This window comes from Paraburkholderia piptadeniae, from assembly GCF_900007165.1.
GTDB lineage: Bacteria > Pseudomonadota > Gammaproteobacteria > Burkholderiales > Burkholderiaceae > Paraburkholderia > Paraburkholderia piptadeniae.
In genome coordinates this window covers 103,801-119,799 of the sequence record NZ_CYGY02000017.1, presented here as the reverse complement: position 1 = coordinate 119,799, position 15,999 = coordinate 103,801, and the positions used below count along the sequence as shown (strand labels likewise).

The window sequence follows — 15,999 nt, the reverse complement described above, 5'->3', positions numbered from 1 at the left end:
ATCGCTTGATGCGAATGCTGTCTGACGTGCTTACAGCTGCGCTTCGACCCAGCCCTTCACGCCCGCCAGCGCGGCGGGCAGATTGGCGGGCTCGGTGCCGCCTGCCTGCGCCATGTCCGGACGACCGCCGCCCTTGCCGCCGACCTGCTGCGCGACGAAGTTCACCAGTTCGCCCGCCTTCACTTTCTTGCTGGCATCCGCGGTGACGCCCGCGATCAGGCTGACTTTGCCGCCTTCGACGGACGCGAGCACGATGGCTGCGCTCTTGAGCTTGTCCTTCAGCTTGTCGACGGTTTCGCGCAGCGTCTTGACGTCCGCGCCTTCCAGCGTCGCCGCGAGCACCTGCACGCCCGACACGTCGATCGCCTGGCCCGCCAGTTCGTCGCCCTGGCTCGATGCGAGCTTCGACTTCAGCGCGCCCAGTTCTTTTTCCAGCGACTTCACCTGGTCCTGAACCTGCGCGATGCGCTGCGTCAGTTCCGCCGGCTGCGCCTTCAGTGCAGCGGCTGCCGCGTTGATGCGCGCGTCCAGTTCCTGCACGAAACGCACGGCGTTATCGCCCGTGATCGCCTCGACGCGACGGATGCCCGCCGCGACGCCACCTTCCATCACGATCTTGAAAAAGCCGATATCGCCCGTGCGATGCACGTGCGTACCGCCGCACAGTTCGCGCGAGAATCCCAGATCGAGCACGCGCACTTCGTCGCCGTACTTCTCGCCGAAGAGCGCCATCGCGCCGCCCTTCACCGCTTCGTCGTACGGCATCACGCGCACGATACCCGGCGCGTTCGCCAGCACTTCGGCGTTGACGATTTCTTCGACGCGGCGGATTTCGTCGTCCGTCATCGGCGCGTTATGCGCGAAGTCGAAGCGGGTCTTGTCCGCGTCGACGAGCGAGCCCTTCTGCTGCACATGGCCGCCGAGCACTTCGCGCAGCGCCTTGTGCATCAGGTGCGTGGCCGAGTGATTGCGGGCCGTGCGCGCGCGGCGCACTGCGTCGATTTCCGCCTTCACGACGTCGCCGACTTTCAGCGTGCCCTGTTCCAGCGTGCCGTGGTGGCCGACGACGTCCGCCTGCACCTTCAGCGTGTCGGCGACGGCAAAGCGGACGGCCGCATTCGCGAGCACGCCCTGGTCGCCGACCTGGCCGCCCGATTCCGCGTAGAACGGCGTATGGTCGAGCACGACGACAGCCTGCTGGCCCTTCGTCACCTCGCTGACGGACGAGCCGTCGACGTACAGCGCCGTCACCTTCGCGTCGTCGAAGACAATCTCTTCATAGCCGTGGAACGTGGTCTTCGCGCCCGTGTATTCGAGGCCTTGCGCCATCTTGAACTTGCCGGCCGCGCGCGCCTGCTCGCGCTGGCGAGCCATCGCCTCGTCGAACGCCGATTCGTCGACGCTCACGCCGCGCTCCCGGCACACGTCCGCCGTCAGATCGAGCGGGAAGCCATAGGTGTCGTGCAGCTTGAACGCGACTTCGCCGTCGAGCGTCTTGCCGCCCTTGGCTTCGAGATCGGCCAGCGCGCTTTCGAGAATCGACATGCCGTGCTCGATGGTCTCGAAGAAGCGCTCTTCTTCCTGGCGCAGCACGTCGGTCACGCGCCGCTCGGCGTCCTTCAGTTCGGGATACGCACCGCCCATCTGCTCGACGAGGTCCGCGACCAGCTTGTGGAAGAACGAACCCTTGCGGCCCAGCTTGTAGCCGTGGCGGATCGCGCGGCGCACGATACGGCGCAGCACGTAGCCGCGGCCTTCGTTGCCCGGAATCACGCCGTCGACGATCAGGAACGAGCACGCGCGGATGTGATCGGCGATCACCTTCAGCGAGTTGTTCGACAGATCAGCGACGCCCGTTTCGCGCGCGGCGGCCTTGATCAGCGCCTGGAACAGATCGATCTCATAGTTGCTGTGCACGTGCTGCAGCACGGCCGCGATACGCTCGAGGCCCATGCCCGTATCCACGCACTGCTTGGGCAGCGGCGTCATGTTGCCCTGCGCGTCGCGGTTGAACTGCATGAACACGAGGTTCCAGATTTCGATGTAGCGATCTCCGTCTTCTTCCGGCGATCCGGGCGGGCCGCCCCACACGTCCGGGCCGTGGTCGTAGAAAATTTCCGAGCACGGGCCGCACGGGCCCGTGTCGGCCATCTGCCAGAAGTTGTCCGATGCGTAGCGCGCGCCCTTGTTGTCGCCGATGCGGATGATGCGCTCGGTCGGCACGCCCACTTCCTTCGCCCAGATGTCGTGCGCTTCGTCGTCTTCCTTGTAGACCGTGACCCAGAGCTTTTCCTTCGGCAGCTTGTAGACGCCCGTCAGCAGCTCCCACGCGTAGTGAATCGCGTCGCGCTTGAAATAGTCGCCGAACGAGAAGTTGCCCAGCATTTCGAAGAACGTGTGGTGGCGCGCGGTGTAGCCGACGTTTTCCAGATCGTTGTGCTTGCCGCCCGCGCGCACGCTGCGCTGCGCCGTCGTGGCCCGCGAGTACGGACGCGATTCGGCGCCGAGAAACACATCTTTGAACTGCACCATGCCCGAATTGGTGAAGAGCAGCGTCGGGTCGTTGCCGGGTACGAGGCTCGACGAGCGGACGATCGTATGGCCCTTCGATTCGAAGAACTTGAGGAATTTCTCGCGGATTTCGGCGGCTTTCATAGCGTGCTTGGGGACGGTCCTGACTTGAGCCGACGGCTGCGGAAGACTTACCGGCCGTCGCAATAGATTGTTTCCTGAACGGTCGATTATACGGGATCGGCGCCCCTGCGCGACGCCGCGGCGCGGCTTGCGCCCGGCGTTGGCCATCCGGCCAGGTTTTCGCCCGGAAACACTCGGAGCCGGGCATCGCCGGTCATTCGTCCTATGCCGTGAGGCTGAATGGGCGAGCGGCGTCCGATCGCTTAAGATGCATCACATCGATCGAATCGGGCGGCGCCCGTGCGGCGCGCCTCATCACATGGGAGACAGAGACACAACATGGGCGCACTCAGTCATATCCGCGTGCTGGACCTTACCCGCGTGCTCGCCGGTCCGTGGTGCGCGCAAACCCTCGCCGACTTCGGCGCCGACGTGATCAAGGTCGAGCGGCCGGGAGCCGGCGACGACACGCGCCACTGGGGGCCGCCGTACCTGAAGACACCGGACGGCGCGGACACGCGCGAGGCGGCCTATTACCTCGCGGCCAATCGCAACAAGCGCTCGGTGACGATCGACATCTCGACGCCGGAAGGGCAAAAGATCGTCCGCGAGCTGGCGGCGCAAAGCGATGTCGTGCTCGAGAACTACAAGGTCGGGCAGTTGAAGAAGTACGGGCTCGACTACGAGTCGCTGAAGGCTGTGAAGCCGGACATCATCTACTGCTCGGTGACGGGCTTCGGGCAAACAGGTCCGTACGCGCAGCGCGCGGGTTACGACTTCATCATCCAGGGCATCGGCGGCTTCATGAGCGTCACGGGCGAGCGCGACGGGCTGCCAGGCGGCGGCCCGCAGAAGGCCGGCGTCGCCATCGCGGACCTGATGACGGGCATGTACTCGAGCGTCGCCGTGCTGACGGCGCTCGCGCATCGCGAGCGAACGGGCGAAGGCCAGTACATCGACATGGCGCTGCTCGACGTGCAGGTCGCGATGCTCGCCAACATGAACTCGAATTTCCTCGCGAGCGGCAAGCCGCCCGTGCGCTGGGGCAATGCGCACCCGAACATCGTCCCGTACCAGACGTTCCAGACGAGCGATAGCTGGATCATCGTCGCGGTCGGCAACGACGGGCAGTTCCGCAAGTTCGTCGAAGCGGGCCATCGCGTCGATCTCGCCGACGATGACCGCTTTGCGACGAACCCCGCGCGCGTGCGCAATCGCGAGATTCTGGTGCCGATACTCGCGGAGATGGTCCGCACGCGCAGCAAGCACGAATGGATCGGCGCGCTCGAAGCGGCAGGCGTGCCGTGCGGCCCGATCAACGATCTGGACGAAGTGTTCGACAACGAGCAGGTGGTCGCGCGCGGGATGCAAGTGCAGTTGCCGCATCCGTCGGGCGGCACGGTAAAGCTGGTGCGCAATCCGATCCGGATGAGCGCGACGCCGCCGGAAGCGCAAGCCCATCCGCCGACGCTCGGCGAGCATACGGAGGCCATCCTGCGCGACGTGCTCGGCTACGACGACGCGCACATCGAGGCGCTGCGGGATCAGTCGGTGATCTGAGGGGGCGGTGCGCGCGGAGGATGGCGTGGTGGCGAGTCGGCGAGTTGACGGCGCGCGGGAGGAATGATTTCGCGGCGCAGTGCGCTATGCGATCGCCGCATTCGACGCAGGTCAGCGCAAAGCCTCCGGCATCGATCTCAAGCCATCGACGCGAGCCAGCGCTGCCCCTCTTCCCAGTCGCCGAGCCCGCTGTCGGAATTGATGTGGCCGCGCGGGCCGATGCTCTCCCAGCGGCTGCCCCATGCCGCCGCGCAAGCCTGCGAGAACGGCACGCCGCCGTACGGATCATCGGTGCTGGCGACGACGATCGAGCTGAACGGAAGCCTCGCCTGAGGCACGGCATCGAAGCCGCTTGCATCGGCGGGAAATTCAGGCCCCGATGGATCGGGCACCGCGACGAGCAACGCGCCCGCCACTTTCGCCAGCGCATCCTTCGACGCATGGCGCGCCGCCCAGAACGCCAACGTCAGGCAACCGAGGCTATGCGCGGCGAAAAGAACGGGCCCCTTCGACGCTGCAACCGTCGCGTCGAGCGTCTCGCACCACGCGTCGCAAACGGGACGGTCCCAGTCGCGCATCGGCACGCGGATGAAATCCGGATGCCGCGCTTCCCAGCGGGTCTGCCAATGCCTTTCGCCGGAATTCATATAACCCGGCAACACGATCACGTTCTGCTGCTCCAGCGCCATTCTTTTCCCCGTTATTCGTTTCGTTGTCTACAGGCGGCAGCGCGCCGCCTGCGCTATTGAATCACACGGCCCACGCCCGCGCCGCGCGGATCGGCGGCTGGCTGCGGTGTCGTGCCGTCGATGCGGATCATCTGCACGTCGCCGTTGAAGGTCTGGTCCTTCAGCGTATAGCCGCGCGCCTTCAGTTGTTCGGCGAGATCGCCGTCGATCGGGTGATACGGCTCGTAGTAGATTGTCTTCTGCGGCAGCAGCTGATGGTGAAAGCGCATCGCGGCGAGCGCATCGGCGGGCGGCATATTGAAGTCGTACAGGTTCGTCATCACCTGGAAGATCGTCGTGAAGATCCGCGAGGCACCCGGTGTGCCGATCACGAGCGACACCTTGCCGTCCTTGAGAAGGATGGTCGGCGCCATCGATGACAGCGGGCGGCGGTTCGGCGCGACCGTATTGACGTCGCCACTCGTCACGCCCGACTGGTTCGGCACGCCCGCTTTCGCTTCGAAGTCGTCCATCTCGTCGTTCAGCACGAAGCCGCCGCCGTCCACCACCACGCCCGAGCCGAACGGCCCGTTCAGCGTGTACGTGTTCGAGACGGCGTTGCCCCACTTGTCGACGACGGAGAAGTGCGTCGTCTGCGCCTTCTCCGGCATCGAGTCGCCGAGGCCCGGCTTGACGGGCGCGGCGCCCAGCACTTCGTCGGGCGTGATGTCTTCGACACGCTTCGCCAGATAGGCGTCGTCGATCAGCCTGTCGACGGGCACGCGATACGAATCGGGATCGCCCATGTACTGCTGGCGATCGGCGAACACGCGGTCTTCGATCTGCGCGATCAGATGGATGTACGGCTCCGAGTCGAGCGCGAGCCCGTCGAACTGCGGCTTCAGATCCGCCTTCATCTTCAGCATCTGGATCAACCCGACGCCGCCGGAGCTGGGCGGCGGCGCGGTGACGATCCGGTAGCCGTTCCAGTCCGCCGCGAGCGGCTGACGCCAGACGGCCTTGTACTGCATGAGGTCCGTCTTCGTGATCAGACCGTGTCCGTACATCTGCTTCGCGATCAGGTCGGCCGTCTGTCCTTCGTAGAATTCGCGGCCGCCGTCGGCAGCGATCCGCGACAGCGTCTGCGCGAGTTCGGGCTGGCGAAACACGACACCCGTCTTCAGGTTCGAGAAGTACGCGTCGAAATTGGTCTTGCCGGCGAACCCCTTCGCGGCAAGATCGCGGCGCTGCTGCAGCCACGCATCGACGGTGAAGCCGTCGGTCGCGTATTTGATCGCGGGCGCGAGCACCTGCTTCCATTTCAGCTTGCCGAAGCGCTTCTGCGCCTCCCACATCCCGGCGACGGTGCCCGGCACCGCCACCGCACGATGCCCGACGAGGCTCAGGCCAGGGATCACATTGCCCTTCTCGTCGAGATACATGTCGCGCGTCGCGCGCTGCGGCGCTGTCTCGCGGTAGTCGAGAAAGTACGGCTTGCCGTCCACGTACAGCGTCATGAACCCCCCACCGCCGATATTGCCCGCGTCCGGATACGTGACGGCGAGCGTGAACGCGATCGCGACGGCCGCATCGACGGCATTGCCCCCCGCCGCAAGAATCTGCTGCGCGGTATCGGCGGCATAGCGGTCGGGCACGGCGACGGCCGAGGCGTCGAGCACCGCCTTCGGTTGCGCCGTCTTTGCGTCGGCGACGGGCGCGGCGACGAAGCCGGCTGTCAGCACAGCCGTCAGCGACAGGGCCGTCGCGACACTCGCGGCACGCGCGAGGCGTGCGGAGCGCCGGATCACGTTCGCGCGGGTGTCGGAACAGGTCCGGGCGTCAGCATCGGCGCGGCTATAGGCGCGGTTATCGCCACGCTCATCGGCATCAAAAAGCGCGCGAAATGCGCGCAGCGTCGGAAAAGACATCCGAGAAACTCCGGGATCGGTGGACCTGTCTCGCGCGTGCGCGACGGCAGAGGCTTCTTCAAGGCTCAAGGCGAGGACAGATCGCATCATGCGGCTGGACCAGCCGCCGCGTCACCCGGGCGAAGCACGCCCGGGTCCGGGACAGAATAACGGAAACGCGGCGCCGGCCGGAAAGACGGCGCCCAGCGCGAAGCGAAGGCCACGCGAATCAGATCGTGCACGGCCAGCACGCGATGGCGCGCGTCGCATCCTAAGCGCCCGCCGCCTGTGGCGCCAACGCGATTTACCTCCTGTTACAGCACCCGTTGCTTCCCCAAAAAGCGCCGATCCCTCGCGATGTGGACCGCGCGCCGCACCACGCAAGCCTGAAGAATGTCGTCGAATGTGTCGTCAGGTAGAATTGACAGACCAACGGACGCATATAGTGTCCAGGACCGACTTTTTCCTTCTCGCATGAACAACGAACGCAAAGACGCCGAGCGCAACGACGCGCCGGTTTCCAACTTCATCCGCAATATCATCGACGACGACAACCGCTCCGGAAAGTGGGGCCAGCGGGTGGAAACGCGCTTCCCGCCGGAGCCGAACGGCTATCTGCACATCGGCCATGCGAAGAGCATCTGCCTGAACTTCGGCATCGCGCAGAGCTACGGCGGCGTCTGCCATCTGCGCTTCGACGATACCAACCCGGAAAAGGAAAGCTTCGAGTACGTCGAGTCGATCATCGACGCCGTGAAATGGCTCGGCTTCGAATGGAACAAGGAAGGCAACGAGCACCTCTACTTCGCGAGCGACTACTACGACAAGCTCTACGAGTTCGCCGAACTGCTGATCACGCGCGGCAAGGCGTATGTCGATAGCCAGACGGCGGAAGAGATGCGCGTGAACCGCGGCTCCGCGACGGAAGTCGGCAAGCCGTCGCCGTTCCGCGAACGCAGCGTCGAAGAGAACCTCGACCTGTTCCGCCGCATGAAGGCAGGCGAGTTCAAGGAAGGCGAGCACGTGCTGCGCGCGAAGATCGACATGTCGTCGCCGAACTTCAACATGCGCGACCCGGTGATCTACCGCATCCGCTTCGCGCATCACTACCGGACAGGCGACAAGTGGTGCGTGTACCCGATGTACGACTACACGCACTGCATCTCGGACGCGCTCGAAAACATCACGCACTCGCTGTGCACGCTCGAGTTCGAAGACCACCGGCCGCTCTACGACTGGATCCTCAACGAGCTCGCTGACGCCGGCATCTTCACGCGTCCGCTGCCGCAGCAAATCGAGTTTTCGCGTCTGAACCTCACGTACGCGATCACGAGCAAGCGCAAGCTGCTGCAACTCGTCAACGAAGGCCACGTGGACGGCTGGGACGATCCGCGCATGCCGACCATCGTCGGCGTGCGCCGGCGCGGCTTCACGCCGGACGGCATCAAGCTGTTCTGCGAGCGCATCGGCATCACGAAGGTCGATTCGTGGATCGACATGAGCGTGTTCGAAGGCGCGCTGCGCGACGATCTCGACGAAAAGGCGCCGCGCGCGACGTGCGTGCTCGATCCGCTCAAGCTGATCATCGACAACTATCCGGAAGGCCAGACGGAAGCGTGCAACGCGCCCGTCCATCCGCATCATCCCGATCGCGGCGTGCGCACGTTCCCGTTCTCGCGCGAACTGTGGATCGAGCGAGAAGACTTCAACGAGGCCGCGCCGAAGGGCTACTTCCGCCTGTTCCCGGGCAACCGCGTGCGGCTGAAGTACGGCTATGTCGTCGAATGCACGGGCGCGGACAAGGACGAGAACGGCAACGTGATCGCCGTGCACTGCAACTACTTCCCCGACAGCCGCTCGGGCACGGAAGGCGCGAACAACTACAAGGTCAAGGGCAATATCCACTGGATCAGCGCCAGCGAGGCCGTGCCCGTCGAAGTGCGCATCTACGATCGCCTCTTCAAGGAAGCACAGCCCGACGCGGGCGGTCGCGACTTCCTCGAAGCGCTCAACCCGGATTCGAAGCGGATCGTCAATGCGTACGTCGAGCCGGGCCTGCGCGACGTCGAGCCGGAGCAGCGCTATCAGTTCGAGCGTCACGGCTACTTCGTCGCGGACCGCTACGACACACAGCCGGGCAAACCCGTATTCAATCGCATCGTCAGTCTGCGCGACAGTTGGGGAAAGCCGGCGTAAGCCACATGTCTGGCCACCCGTCGCGCGTGTCGATGATCCGGCACTGCCCAGCATGCTGCGCCCGGCGCGCACGCATGCCGGCAAGCTGACGCTGCGCACGACGACACGCGGCGAGCGTCACGTTGCAGCCGGGTGATCGCCGCCGGCCCAGGGGGAACGATGAAGGTTGCAATCAAGAAAAAGCTGGTGGCGATCGGGACCGTGGCAGCCGTGGCGCTGGCGTCGCTCGCACCGTCCGCGCACGCTGACGAACTCACGGGCACGCTCAAGAAAATTCACGACGACGGCACGATCGTGCTCGGCGTGCGCGAAGCGTCGATCCCGTTCTCCTATGCGAACGGCGACCGCACGATCGGCTATTCGCAGACGATCGCACTCGCCATCGTCGACGAAATCAGGAAGACGCTCGGCGTGCCGAACCTGCGCGTGCGCGAAGTCACGATCACGTCGGCGAACCGCTTTCTGATGCTGGTCAACAATCAGATCGACCTCGAATGCGGCTCGACCACGCACACGCGCGAGCGCGAAAACGTCGCCGCGTTTTCGAACAGTTTCTTCCAGTACGCAGTGCGGATGATCGCGCGCCGAAACGCGGGCATCACCGATTTCGCCGATCTCGCGGGCAAGCCGGTCGTCACGACGGCGGGCACGTCGGACGAACGCCTCGTGCGTCAGCTGAACAGCGACAAGCAGTTGAACATGCGCATCGCGAGCGTCAAGGATCATTCGGATGCATTCGCCGCCGTGAAGTCCGACCGCGCGGTCGCTTTCGTGATGGACGAACCGATCCTCTATGGCTTTCGCGCCACCGACCCGCGCCCCGACGACTTCATCGTGACGGGCACGCCGCTCGGTTACGAAAGCTACGCATGCATGTTCCGCAAGGGTGACGAGCCATTCCGCGAGCTGGTGAACCGCGTGATCGCGAAGATGCAGACATCGGGCGAGGCCGAGCGCCTGTACAACGTCTGGTTCACGCAGCCGATTCCGCCGCGCGGCATCAACCTCAACTATCCGCTGTCGGCGGAAATGCGTTCGCTGTTCGCGCATCCGAACGACAAGGCGCTCGACTGACGCGCTCCTGCGTGAAATGACTGGTGTGTGCCTGAAGACGCGGTTATGCCGCGTCGAGTGTCTGGTGCAGTTCGGCGAGCGATAGCGTCGTCTGAAAGAGCCGCGTGAGGCTGCGGCTCGCGTAGTGCTCGACTTCATCGGGCGCGCACCAGCGGAACGCGTCCATCTCGGGGATCATCGTGCCGTCGAAGCGGCGCGGAAACATCGACGTGCACGTGCAACGCGTGAGGTCGAGTTCGTCGGCGCGGGCGCGTGCTGCGAACAGATGCAGATCCTTGTCGCGCCGGTAGACGAAAAGGCCGAGATCCTTCAGACGCCCGGCCGCCACGACGATGCCCGTCTCCTCTTCCAGTTCGCGCAGCGCGGCAACGTGCGGCGCTTCGCCCTCTTCGCCCTGGCCTTTCGGAATGTCCCAGTGACTGGTTTCCGTGGCGTGCGCCAGCAGCACTCGACCGTCCGGGTCGAGCAGCACGACGCCGCACGAAACAGTGCGCGCGCTCAATGCTTCTTCTGCAGCACCCACGAGCCGCTGCCTTCGCGGCAGTACTGCGGGTTGAGGTTCATCGACTGCCCCTTCGCGCTCAGCACGACGCGCAGCGAGCGGCAGGTGCGGTCGCCCGTTTTCGAGGTGGCGTCGGGCGTGATCTGCGCATCGATCTTCGTGCTGTTGCGCAGGCCGTCGTTGTTCCATGCGGCCGTTTCGCTGTCCTGCTTCTTGTTGAGCGCGTCGATGGCGGCCGCTCTCAACGAGTCGATATCGGCCTGCTTCATGTACGACATCGGCGTGTCGTTCAGAAAACCCAGATTGGCAGCGTACGCGCCGACTGCGCTCGCGAGCAGCAGCCCGCCCAGGGAAAGGTGAAACGCGGCTCGGGTTCGCATCGACATGAAGAGTCTCCGGAGAAGATCAGATTCGGCAGCAATTGGCGGCCATGCTAGCGGCGCGCGATCTGGACCTCAAAAGCATAGCACGCGCGGATAGCTCGCCGCCGACACGCACGCTGCATGCGGACGGCCATAGGCTCGATCTGATCGAGCTTCGCGCGTAAGCGATAACGAGATGGCGTTTTCGGCGTCGCGCCTATGCCAGTCAACGTCTTGAGCGCAATTTTAGGACACGTCTCATAGGCGCTGGAGCGGGCGATCCCTAACATGAGCCGCATCAAATCCCGCAGCCGTTTCCGCTTACGCGTCGAGACTCACGCTCATGGACCTCTTGTTCGCTCTCCAGTTTTTTGCCGCGATGCTGACGCTGATCTGCGTCGCGCTCGGCATCATCGTGATGCGCATCGAACCCGCGCCGATGCCGATTGTCGTGCGCATCCAAGGCATGCGCCGCAGCAAGTGGCCGTGCGTGGTGACGCGGGCAGGCCTGGTATGTCTGCTCGCATCGTTCGCGTTGCTGGTCGGCGGCTGCTATTTGCTGCTGACGAGATGAGCGTCGGCGTGCTGCTCGGGCGCATCGGGCTGATAGCCATCCGTCAGCGTCTTAAGAAACGCGACCACATCCTTGATCTCTGACTCATCCAGTGCCGGCTTGTCGCCCGGCTTGCGATCGAACGGCGGATCGGTATTCAGATTCGCCCAATACTTCTTCGGCAGATCGTCGAACTTCTGTACCTTCCCCTTCACGACCGGATAGAACTTCTCCGGATTCGTATCGCGTTGCGCGTAAAAGCGGACCACGTCTTCGAGCGAGTGATAAATCCCGTTGTGGAAGAAAGTCTTGCGTAACGCGACGTTGCGCAGCGTGGGCGTACGGAAGATTCCGCAGTACTCGTCGCGTCCCTTCAGATCCGTACGCTCGGGACCACACGCGCCCAGATCGTAGAAATGCGAATCGCGGTTCGCCGGGAGCGCGCGATTGCGCGGCACGCCGATCGCGATCAGGCCAAAGTCGGTGAACGCGGGCGGTGCGCCGTCGAGTGCGCGCTGGCTCAGATGACAACTCGCGCAGTTGCCCTTCTTTTCGTCGTTGAAGAGTTGCAGGCCGTGCATTTCGGCCTTCGTCAGCTGCGCCTTGCCCGCGAGATATGCGTCGTACTTGCTCGAATACGGGTAGAACAGTTCCGGCGTCTGCTCGAAGACTTCGAGCGCCTGCAGCACGGCCTTGAACGTCGCTTCGTCGCTGTCGAAGACATGCTCGCCGAACGCGTCGCGGAACTGGTTCGCATACGGCGCGGCCTTCACGGCCGCCGCCACTTTCTGCGGATTACTGCCCATTTCGAACGACGACGTCAGCGGAAAACGCGCCTGCGCATGCGCGCTGTTCACGCGGCCATCCCACATCAGGCCGCCCGTCGGCCCGGCGTCGACGCTCTCGTCGCCTTCGTCGTCCGAATCGTGGTAGTGCTCGGTGAACGCCGGCACGTTCTGCAGATACTTGATGTTCGGCGCGGCGCGCAAACCCTGCTGACGCATGTCGTGGCCGCCCAGTTGCACGGAGAGCGCATTCGGCGGGCCGAACGCATGCTGCGGAGTATGACACGACACGCATGCAAGTTTGCCCGAGCCCGATAGCGACGGATCGAAGAATAGCTGCTTGCCGACAGCCGTCATTTTCCTGACGGACTCGAACACCTGGGCGCGCGTCTGACCGCCTGCGGGCACGGCAGCAGCGCCATCCGCAGACGACACTTTCTGCGTGTGCGCGCCGCTCGCGTTCTCCACCGCTCCCGCTGTCTTGGTCGACCCGGCCGCGCCGTCCGCCGATGTCCCGCGCGCATCGCACGCCGCCAGCATCACGGACAGGCAAGCCACGCCGATCCATCCGGCACGCCGCGCCCCTTCCTTCGACAACCACTCTTTTCGAATCCCCGTCACATCGCGCCACATGGTCTTGTTACCTGCTCGTTAAATCGACGGGACGAGCGTATTTCACGGTCATGTCGCTCAAATGACATAAAGCCGACGCTGCATGAAAAATGAAAAGCAAAACAGAAGTTATATGTAAGAAATTAATCGTTCTGTCAAAAACGCTTGCGACACTCTCGCCGCCGGGCGTCCGACAAGGACTCGCCGCCGGTCCCCCTACGCGAGAGAGAGAAACCATGAACAAAAAACTGATCTGCGCGACGCCTATTGCGCTCGCCGCAGCTGTCGGGCTGTACGCATGTGGCGGTAATTCGGATTCCACACCGACGCTTTCGTCGGTCAAGAACGTCGTGGTCATCTACGCGGAAAACCGCAGCTTCGACAACCTCTACGGGAATTTTCCGGGCGCCAACGGTCTGCAGAACGTGACGGCCGCGAACTCGCGCCAGCTCGACCGCGACGGCTCCGTGCTCGCGACGCTGCCGCAGGTCTGGGGCGGCCTGACGATCGCGGGCGTGACGCCCGTCATCACGCAGGCGATGACGGCGAACCTGCCGAACGCACCGTTCGCGATCGACGATCCGAACGGCTTCAACGTGCCGCTCAACGTCACGACGCGCGACCTGTATCACCGTTTCTACGAGAACCAGATGCAGATCCATGGCGGCAAGAACGACATGTTCGCCGCATGGGCCGATTCGGGTGGCCTCGTGATGGGCCACTACACGGCCAACGCCGACAAGCTGCCGCTCTACAAGCTCGCGCAGCAATACACGCTCGCCGACAACTTCTTCATGGGCGCGTTCGGCGGCTCGTTCCTCAATCACCAGTGGCTGGTCTGCGCGTGCACGCCGTTCTATGCGAACGCGAATACGAGCCCGGCGAAAGGCTCGATCTCGGCAGTCAATGCGGACGGCGTGAGCCTGACGCTCGCGGCGACGTCCGCAGCATCGGCGCTGACAGACAAGCCGACCTTCGTCAACTCGGGCAACCTCACGCCGGATTTCTACGCGATCAACACGATGCAGCCGCCGTATCAGCCGAGCGGCAACAAGGCGGCTACTGGCGGCGACGCGACGCTCGCCGATCCCTCCAGCGCGACGACGCTGCCGCCGCAGACCAGCCAGCACATCGGCGATCTGCTGAACAACGCGGGCATCTCGTGGGCGTGGTACGGCGGCGCATGGGGCCAGGCGCTGAGCGCCGCACAAAACGGCACGTCGGGCGTGATCTACGGCGCGAACAACAGCGCGCCTAACTTCCAGCCGCATCACCAGCCGTTCAACTACTTCGCCGATCTCGCACCGGGCACCGACAACCGCGCGAAGCACCTGCTCGACGGCGGCGTGAACGGTACGGAGTTCATCAAGGCCATCGACGCCGGCACGCTGCCGCAAGTGACGTTCTACAAGCCACAGGGCAACCTGAACGAGCACGCGGGCTACACCGACGTCGCGCAAGGCGATCAGCACATCGCCGACGTGATCGCGCATCTGCAGAAGAGCCCGCAGTGGAACAATATGGTCGTGATCGTCACATACGACGAGAACGGCGGCTTCTGGGACCACGTCGCGCCGCCGAAGGGCGACCGCTGGGGTCCGGGCTCGCGGATTCCCGCGATCATCGTGTCGCCGTACGCGAAGAAAGGCTTCGTCGATCATACGCAATACGACACGACGTCGATCCTGCGCTTCATCACGCATCGCTTCAATCTGCCGACTCTGCCGGGTCTGACGGCGCGCGACAACGCGCTCGTCGCCAGCGGTGGCCAGGCGATGGGCGACCTGACGAACGCGCTCGACATCAAGAACTAATCACGCAGGCAGGCCCGTCACCGGTAACGGGCAACGCAACAGTCGCGCACTCATCCACGTTCGGTGCGCAACGCTTCGGGGCAGCTTCGGCTGCCCTTTTTTGTGGGCGCTCATTGCTCGCGATGGATGCGGTGCGTGAAGGGACTGAACTTTGGGAGAGAATTGGCGCCGAACGTCGCAAGGACTCGATGGCCCCCCCACGAGGAATCGAACCTCGATTTCAGGTTTAGAAGACCCGTGTTCTATCCGTTGAACTATGGGGAGGCGAAACCGGAATTTTAACCTGGCCAACGACGGCGGGTTGAGGGCCAGGCGTGCATCGGATGCATCGCGCGACGCGAACCCGATCATGCGCGCGCCAAGCGGCACACGCGTTGTCGGCAGTGCGCTTCGACACACGGAATGTTGCGAAACGACGCGTCACCCGAATACAAAAAGGCCCGGCGTCACCGCCGGGCCCGCGATTATAACCGATCGCTTTAGCCGATCGCAGCGGTCGTCAGACCGGCTGCGGGTGGGTCATGAACCAGCCGAGAAACGCAACGCCCGCGATCACGCAGTAGACGCCGAACGACGCCAGCCGCCCGCGCCCTTCGAAATAGCGCATCAGGAAGCGCACGCTCAGATACGCGGCGACGGCCGTCAGCACGCCGCCGAGCAACGCGTCGGCGAGCTGGCCGGGCGCATGGAAGAGCTTCGGCAGTTCGAGCACGCCCGCCGCGAAGATGATCGGCGTGCCGAGCAGGAACGAGAATTCGGCCGCCTTCTCCGCGGTGAGTCCCGCGCCGTTGCCGGCGATCATCGTCAGGCCGCTGCGCGAAAAACCAGGGATCAGCGCGCCGATCTGCGCAAGGCCGACCAGAAACGCCTGCTTGAACGTCAGCTTCTCGGGCGGACGATGCGCGCGCGAGCGCTGCAGCCGGTCGCCGAGCCACAGCAGAATGCCGTTGACGATCAGCGCGATCGCCACGATCCGAAGATCGTGGAAGATGCGTTCGAGCCGCTTTTCGAGCACGAGACCCACCAGACCCGCCGGAATCGTCCCGATGATGAGCGCCCACATCATATGGCCTTCGTCATTGCGGCGGCCCGACAGCGACGCGAAAAAGCCGCTGAAAAGGGCAATCCAGCGCTCACGGAAGTACCACAGCAGTGCGAACGCGGTGCCGAGATGCAGCGCGACGAGGAACGGCAGCAGTTGAGGCGCATGCTTGTCGATGTGCATGCCGAAGACAGCGGGAACGAGCAGCGTGTGACCAAGACTGCTCACGGGAAACAGTTCCGTGACGCCCTGCAGCACGCTCAAAAAGATCAAAAACGACAGGCTCACTC

The 15,999-nt window shown here is 64.2% G+C and carries 12 protein-coding genes and 1 tRNA gene; 5 read left to right on the top strand and 8 right to left on the bottom strand.

Annotation, left to right across the window (positions count from 1 at the left end):
• Nucleotides 1-30: 30 nt before the first annotated feature.
• The gene (alaS, locus tag BN2476_RS08045) at nucleotides 31-2,655 is read right to left on the bottom strand and encodes an alanine--tRNA ligase (RefSeq protein WP_087733624.1); all 2,625 of its coding nucleotides are present in this window, start codon (nucleotides 2,653-2,655) and stop codon (nucleotides 31-33) included.
• Between the two features lie 318 nt (nucleotides 2,656-2,973).
• Here alaS and BN2476_RS08040 point away from each other — a divergent pair, with 318 nt between their 5' ends.
• Nucleotides 2,974-4,194: a CaiB/BaiF CoA transferase family protein gene (locus BN2476_RS08040; RefSeq protein ID WP_087733623.1), complete on the top strand. Its 1,221-nt coding sequence runs from the start codon at nucleotides 2,974-2,976 to the stop codon at nucleotides 4,192-4,194.
• Nucleotides 4,195-4,331: 137 nt separating this feature from the next.
• Here the strand turns inward: BN2476_RS08040 and BN2476_RS08035 are convergent, their stop codons facing one another.
• Both BN2476_RS08035 and ggt read right to left on the bottom strand, forming a co-directional pair.
• On the bottom strand, nucleotides 4,332-4,883 hold the full coding sequence (locus tag BN2476_RS08035) for an RBBP9/YdeN family alpha/beta hydrolase (RefSeq protein WP_087733622.1): 552 nt from the start codon (nucleotides 4,881-4,883) through the stop codon (nucleotides 4,332-4,334).
• Between the two features lie 53 nt (nucleotides 4,884-4,936).
• Nucleotides 4,937-6,790: a gamma-glutamyltransferase gene (ggt, locus tag BN2476_RS08030; RefSeq protein WP_087733621.1), complete on the bottom strand. Its 1,854-nt coding sequence runs from the start codon at nucleotides 6,788-6,790 to the stop codon at nucleotides 4,937-4,939.
• 453 nt (nucleotides 6,791-7,243) lie between these two features.
• On the opposite strand from ggt, the gene BN2476_RS08025 reads away from it, so the two are divergent.
• Entirely contained in the window at nucleotides 7,244-8,965 is a 1,722-nt protein-coding gene (locus BN2476_RS08025; protein WP_087733620.1) for a glutamine--tRNA ligase/YqeY domain fusion protein, read from the top strand.
• A 159-nt stretch (nucleotides 8,966-9,124) separates the two neighbouring features.
• The gene (locus tag BN2476_RS08020; protein WP_087733619.1) at nucleotides 9,125-10,039 is read left to right on the top strand and encodes a transporter substrate-binding domain-containing protein; all 915 of its coding nucleotides are present in this window, start codon (nucleotides 9,125-9,127) and stop codon (nucleotides 10,037-10,039) included.
• A 43-nt stretch (nucleotides 10,040-10,082) separates the two neighbouring features.
• Here the strand turns inward: BN2476_RS08020 and BN2476_RS08015 are convergent, their stop codons facing one another.
• Nucleotides 10,083-10,541, bottom strand: a complete 459-nt coding sequence (locus BN2476_RS08015; RefSeq protein ID WP_087733618.1) for an NUDIX hydrolase — start codon at nucleotides 10,539-10,541, stop codon at nucleotides 10,083-10,085.
• Nucleotides 10,538-10,927 (bottom strand): RT0821/Lpp0805 family surface protein, encoded by a 390-nt coding sequence (locus BN2476_RS08010; protein WP_087733617.1) that lies wholly within the window; start codon nucleotides 10,925-10,927, stop codon nucleotides 10,538-10,540. Before BN2476_RS08010 ends, BN2476_RS08015 begins: the two co-directional genes overlap by 4 nt.
• A gap of 319 nt (nucleotides 10,928-11,246) precedes the next feature.
• On the opposite strand from BN2476_RS08010, the gene BN2476_RS08005 reads away from it, so the two are divergent.
• Complete coding sequence (locus BN2476_RS08005; RefSeq protein ID WP_087733616.1) at nucleotides 11,247-11,477, top strand: hypothetical protein; 231 nt, start codon at nucleotides 11,247-11,249, stop codon at nucleotides 11,475-11,477.
• On the opposite strand, the gene BN2476_RS08000 is transcribed toward BN2476_RS08005, so the two are convergent.
• Nucleotides 11,456-12,874 (bottom strand): cytochrome-c peroxidase, encoded by a 1,419-nt coding sequence (locus BN2476_RS08000; protein WP_087733615.1) that lies wholly within the window; start codon nucleotides 12,872-12,874, stop codon nucleotides 11,456-11,458. The two genes, BN2476_RS08005 and BN2476_RS08000, sit on opposite strands and share 22 nt — an antisense overlap.
• Nucleotides 12,875-13,089: 215 nt before the next feature.
• Between BN2476_RS08000 and BN2476_RS07995 the strand changes: the two genes are divergently transcribed.
• Nucleotides 13,090-14,667, top strand: a complete 1,578-nt coding sequence (locus BN2476_RS07995) for an acid phosphatase (protein ID WP_087733614.1) — start codon at nucleotides 13,090-13,092, stop codon at nucleotides 14,665-14,667.
• Nucleotides 14,668-14,856: 189 nt separating this feature from the next.
• On the opposite strand, the gene BN2476_RS07990 is transcribed toward BN2476_RS07995, so the two are convergent.
• A tRNA-Arg gene (locus tag BN2476_RS07990) sits at nucleotides 14,857-14,931 on the bottom strand.
• 235 nt (nucleotides 14,932-15,166) lie between these two features.
• The gene (locus BN2476_RS07985) at nucleotides 15,167-15,997 is read right to left on the bottom strand and encodes an undecaprenyl-diphosphate phosphatase (RefSeq protein WP_087733613.1); all 831 of its coding nucleotides are present in this window, start codon (nucleotides 15,995-15,997) and stop codon (nucleotides 15,167-15,169) included.
• Nucleotides 15,998-15,999 lie beyond the last annotated feature (2 nt).